We start from the raw sequence: 4,380 nt of genomic DNA, 5'->3' as shown, positions 1-4,380 counted from the left end.
TCCGCTCGTCCAGGGCGGTGCGCAGGCCCGCCTCCATGTGGGAGAGCTGCTCCGCCGCGTCGTGGAAGTCGGACTCCGCCGGCAGGGGAGGGGCCCCCTCCAGCCTGCCCGCCCCGGCGGCCTCGATACGGTTCAGCAGGTCGTCCAGCTCGGCGGCGGCGCGCCTGTTCTCCTTCATCAGCCACACCTGGAGGGCGATCAGGCCCACCCCGGCGGCGCAGAGGAACAGCAGCAATATGGGGCGGATGCCATAGGCGAACCAGTGGTTCAGCAGATAGGGAACCGACAGGGCACAGAACAGGAAGAAGGGGAGGCAGGCGGCGAACTGCCAGATGGCCCGCCGCTCCGCCCGCTGGGCGGCGGGGCGGCGCAGGGCCTGCCGCCGGAGCAGCCCGGCCAGCCCGGCGCACAGGCTCCGCGTCTTGATGTGTCCGAAGTTGTAGCGGATGTCGTTGACGTACAGATAGAACCACCACAGGGCGATGGGCACGGAGGCATAGCGCAGGAGGTTGTAGGTGAGGGCCTGATTCAGGAACACGGCCAGGACGCACATTGCGGCCAGGGCGCACACCCACAGGAAGGGAATGAGGAGCAGCAGCTTGATCTCCAGCCACACCCGCCCGGTGAACCAGGCGATGGCCTGGTCGGCCCGCACCTTGTAACGGTGCCAGATAATAGACCAGACGGTGAGGGCCACGCCCGCCAGGGCGGGGGCGATGATCAGCCAGATGACAAAGGCCCGGGTCTGCCGGAGGCTGTAGAGCAGAGAGGAAAAGCTGCTGTAGCCGGCGTAGCTGTTGCTGGAGGGGTGCTCCGCCGCCGCCAGGGAGACCGTAATATTGCCGGTGCCGCTGGGGAGGGTGCCGGGGAACTTTTGGGACACATCCCGGCCGTTCTGCGTGACAGTGACGGTCTCCCCGTCAAAATAGAGCAGGAAATTATAGCCCTCCGGAAGGTCGTTGGGCCGTAGCCTGTCGGTGTTGGAGAAGCGGGTCTCCCCGTCCACCGTGACCACGTAGAGCAGGTCGGTGTCCTCCGGCGTCATGGGGTCCGTCCCCTCCGGGTCGGCGGCGCTCTCCACCAGCACGGAGAGCCGGTCGGTGAGATAGCTGCGGAAGCTGTCTGTGTTCTGGTAGTTCACCCATAACACATCCTTCCAGGGGAACACCGAGCCGCCGAGGCTTGCCGCGATCAAGATCACCGCCACCGCGGCGGTATAGATCAGCAGGCTGATGCCCAGCACAAAGGCCGTGAAGGCCATGGCGGGCTTAATGCTTTTCGATTTTGTATCCAATGCCCCACACCACCTTCAGATACTCGGGCTCCTTCGGGTTGAGCTCAATCTTCTCCCGGATGCGGCGTATGTGCACCATGACGGTGTTCTCGGTGGCATACGCCTCCTCGTTCCACACACGGCGGTAGATCTCCTCGGCGGGGAAGATGCGCCCCAGGTTGCGCATGAGCAGATCCACGATCTTCAGCTCCGTGGCCGTCAGCTTCACCGGCTCCCCGTCCACCAGCAGCACCCGCTCCTCCGGCTTGTAGCACAGCCGGCCGTTGACGATCTCCCCGCCCTGGCCTTGGGCGTTCACGTCCCCCAGCTGGGTGTACCGCCGCAGCTGGCTGCGCACCCGGGCCACCAGCTCCTGGGGGTTGAAGGGCTTGGTCACATAGTCGTCCGCCCCCATGGACAGGCCCAGCACCTTGTCGGAGTCCTCGCTCTTGGCGGACAGGACGATGATGGGCAGGTTGCGCTTCTCCCGGATCTTCATCACCGCCGACAGGCCGTCCAGCTGGGGCATCATCACATCGATGATGATGAGCCGCAAGGTGGGGTCCAGGGCGCAGTCCAGGGCCTCCATGCCGTTGTAGGCCTTGAGAACCCGGTAGCCCTCCTTCTCCAGCAGAATGGCGATGGCCTTGACGATCTCCTTGTCGTCATCCACCACCAGAATACACTCGTTCACACAAATCCCTCCTATGCCCGGTATCATACCAGCTCTTTCTGTCAAAGAGCCGGAGACAATTCTGACAAATCTCTTACAATCATAGCAGATCCAACCGGCCGGGGCAATGGAAAACGGCGCGCCTCGCGGCGCGCCGTTTTTTTGAGAGGGAAACCGGTCAGTGTTCCACGGGGATTTCCAGGTTCCCGAAGGTGATGGACACCACCTGCCCGGGGTCGATGAAGATACGCTCGCCGTCTACGTCCTCGACCAGAAATCCGACACTGGGTAGAGTGCCGCCGCCCAGATACCTGCCGCCGCCCCAGCGGGTGGCAATCTCCGTGCCGTCGGCTAGATGGAGTACCGGCGCGGTGCCCTCCTGGCGGATGGAGAAGGCCGCCTCGTGCCCGTCCGCAAAAAGGATTCGCAGCTCCAGAGGGGAGAGCCGAAGCTCGGTGGGGTGGAGGGTGAGGCCGTCCAGTTCCAGCGGCTCTTTTATCGGGATCGAAATCCCGGAGGACTTCCCGAGCGTAAAGGTAAGGGAAAAAGGCTGGTCGGAGAGCACCCGATCCATATTGTAGGATACCTCCACTTCCAGATAAGGCAGGTCATCCAAGGCGAGGGGACAGTCCTGGAAAGACCAGAGTACGACCCGGGTTCCATCCTCCAACGTTGCTCCTTGTCCGGAGGAACCTCTGTATTTTTCTCCAGTACGGGTATCGATGAGAGTGTCGGGAAATACATCGGTACATACCAGGTCGCTGGAGGTATATCGGCCGCTTCGCAACACAAGGGACAGGCCGTTTTCCGTCATAGCCGCTCCTAAAACGGCATAGTCCGGAAACTGCTCGTCCAAAGGCAGGGGAATGTCACAGCCAACGGCGGCCGCAGCCCGGGCAATCTCCTCTGCGTTTCCCCGGAAGTGACTGTCGGAGAAATCAGGGTTCTCTTGCTCTACCAGCGGAGCCAGAGAGACAGGGGAATCGCCGCGCACATGATAGAGACCGTCGCTGTCATGCAGCCTCACCGCTACTCCATCGGCGGTGAGGGAGAGGGGCTGGTTGACCAGGGTGTCGGGTTGGTCGGTGACATAGCTCGCATTAAAGAGAAGATAAAGTGTGGTGCCGTCCTGGGAGAGCTGCCGCCCCAGCATACCGCTGGAGCCTGCGCCCCGCTCTGCCTCGATTTCCAAATTCAGATGCATCGAAGTGGTATTCAGGCTGGCCTCCGGGTCGATGGGTCTGCCGTCCGCCCGGCTCAGGGCCAGCAGGAGCAGGATGTTGCTGTCATCGGCCACCGCATCCACCACGGTGAGGGTGTACTCACCGGCGGTCTGGCTGACGCCCACCGTCTCCACCGCATTTTGGGGCAGGGAGGGGGCGAAGTACCGCCACGCCCCGGAGATGCCAACCGCCGCCGCGCCGATGGTCAGCAGGGCGCACAGCACCGCCGCCGCCGCCAGGGGCCGGCCGGGGCGGAGGCGGGCCCGGCGTTGCCTGCCCGCCTGTTCCACCACGCCGGACAGGTCGCATGCCGGTGTTTGAATCTGGGAGAGGGCGTGAAAAATCCGCTCCTCCTCCGGTGTCCGCATCATGGAGATACCTCCTTTTCTGTGTCGCTCAGTTCCGTCAGAGCCCGGGCCAGCTTGCCCCGGGCCCGCTCATACCGCTTGCGCAGGGTGGCGGCGGACTGGCCGTAGATCCGGGCCAGCTCGTCGTAGTGCCGCCCCTCCATCACCCGGCCGAACACCAGCCCCCGCTCCTGGGCGGTGAGGCGGCCCAGGGCCTCCCGCAGCTCGGGGCCGATGTAGTCGGGGTCGTGGACAGCCGGCGGGGGAGGGGGGAAGAGCTGCCGCCTCCGCTGCCGGAGCAGGTCGATGCAGGCGTGATAGGCCAGCTTGTAGAGCCACGCCTCCAGATTGGTGCCCGCCCGGAAGCGGCTCCGGCGGTCCCAGGCCCGCAGCAGGGCGGTCTGCACCGCGTCCTGGGCCTCGTGGTAGTCGCAGAGGATGTGGTGGCAGTACCGCAGCAGGGCCTGCCCGTAGCGCGCCACCACCTCCTCCAGGCAGCCCTCGTCCCCCGTGGGAAAGCGCCGGCTCAGCTCCGCCTCGTCCATGTGCCTCGCCTCCTTTGCTCGTGTGTCGAAAACCGGTTTTCACCCAGTATAACGGCCCGGCCCCGCCGTTTGTGACAGGCATCACAAAAAAGCCTCGCAGAGTTCCGCGGCAAAGCCGCTTCGGAGAGGCAAAAGGCCGCCCGGAGCTCTGTGCTCCGGGCGGCCATATTTGCAAGTAAGCCTGTAAGCCGGGTTCTGTCCTTTAAGACAGCCATCTATCTCGACGCACCGTTGCCGGTACGCTCAAGCCGCCTCCCCGGGACGGCCGGGCCGGCCATATGTCCCTCCACGGCGTTGCTCCGGATAGAGTTTACAGCGA

General features: G+C 64.3%; 3 protein-coding genes and 1 pseudogene. All 4 read right to left on the bottom strand.

Features of this window, described 5'->3' with window-relative positions; all coding sequences use genetic code 11:
• Positions 1–1,294: pseudogene (locus tag QZ378_RS12245) on the bottom strand (sensor histidine kinase); the annotation flags it as partial.
• Positions 1,269–1,967, bottom strand: a complete 699-nt coding sequence (locus QZ378_RS12240) for a response regulator transcription factor (protein ID WP_191378490.1) — start codon at positions 1,965–1,967, stop codon at positions 1,269–1,271. The gene QZ378_RS12240 and the pseudogene QZ378_RS12245, both read right to left, overlap by 26 nt.
• A gap of 157 nt (positions 1,968–2,124) precedes the next feature.
• A complete protein-coding gene (locus QZ378_RS12235; protein ID WP_291258467.1) occupies positions 2,125–3,540 on the bottom strand; it encodes a DUF4179 domain-containing protein in 1,416 nt (471 codons plus the stop codon).
• Positions 3,537–4,061: a sigma-70 family RNA polymerase sigma factor gene (locus QZ378_RS12230; protein WP_291258466.1), complete on the bottom strand. Its 525-nt coding sequence runs from the start codon at positions 4,059–4,061 to the stop codon at positions 3,537–3,539. Before QZ378_RS12230 ends, QZ378_RS12235 begins: the two co-directional genes overlap by 4 nt.
• Between the last annotated feature and the right edge of the window lie 319 nt (positions 4,062–4,380).

The organism is Flavonifractor sp. (assembly GCF_019422385.1).
In the GTDB taxonomy this organism is placed as follows: Bacteria; Bacillota; Clostridia; order Oscillospirales; family Oscillospiraceae; genus Flavonifractor; species Flavonifractor avistercoris.
Note: the sequence above shows the minus strand (reverse complement) of the source record. Positions and strands in the feature narration are given on the sequence as shown.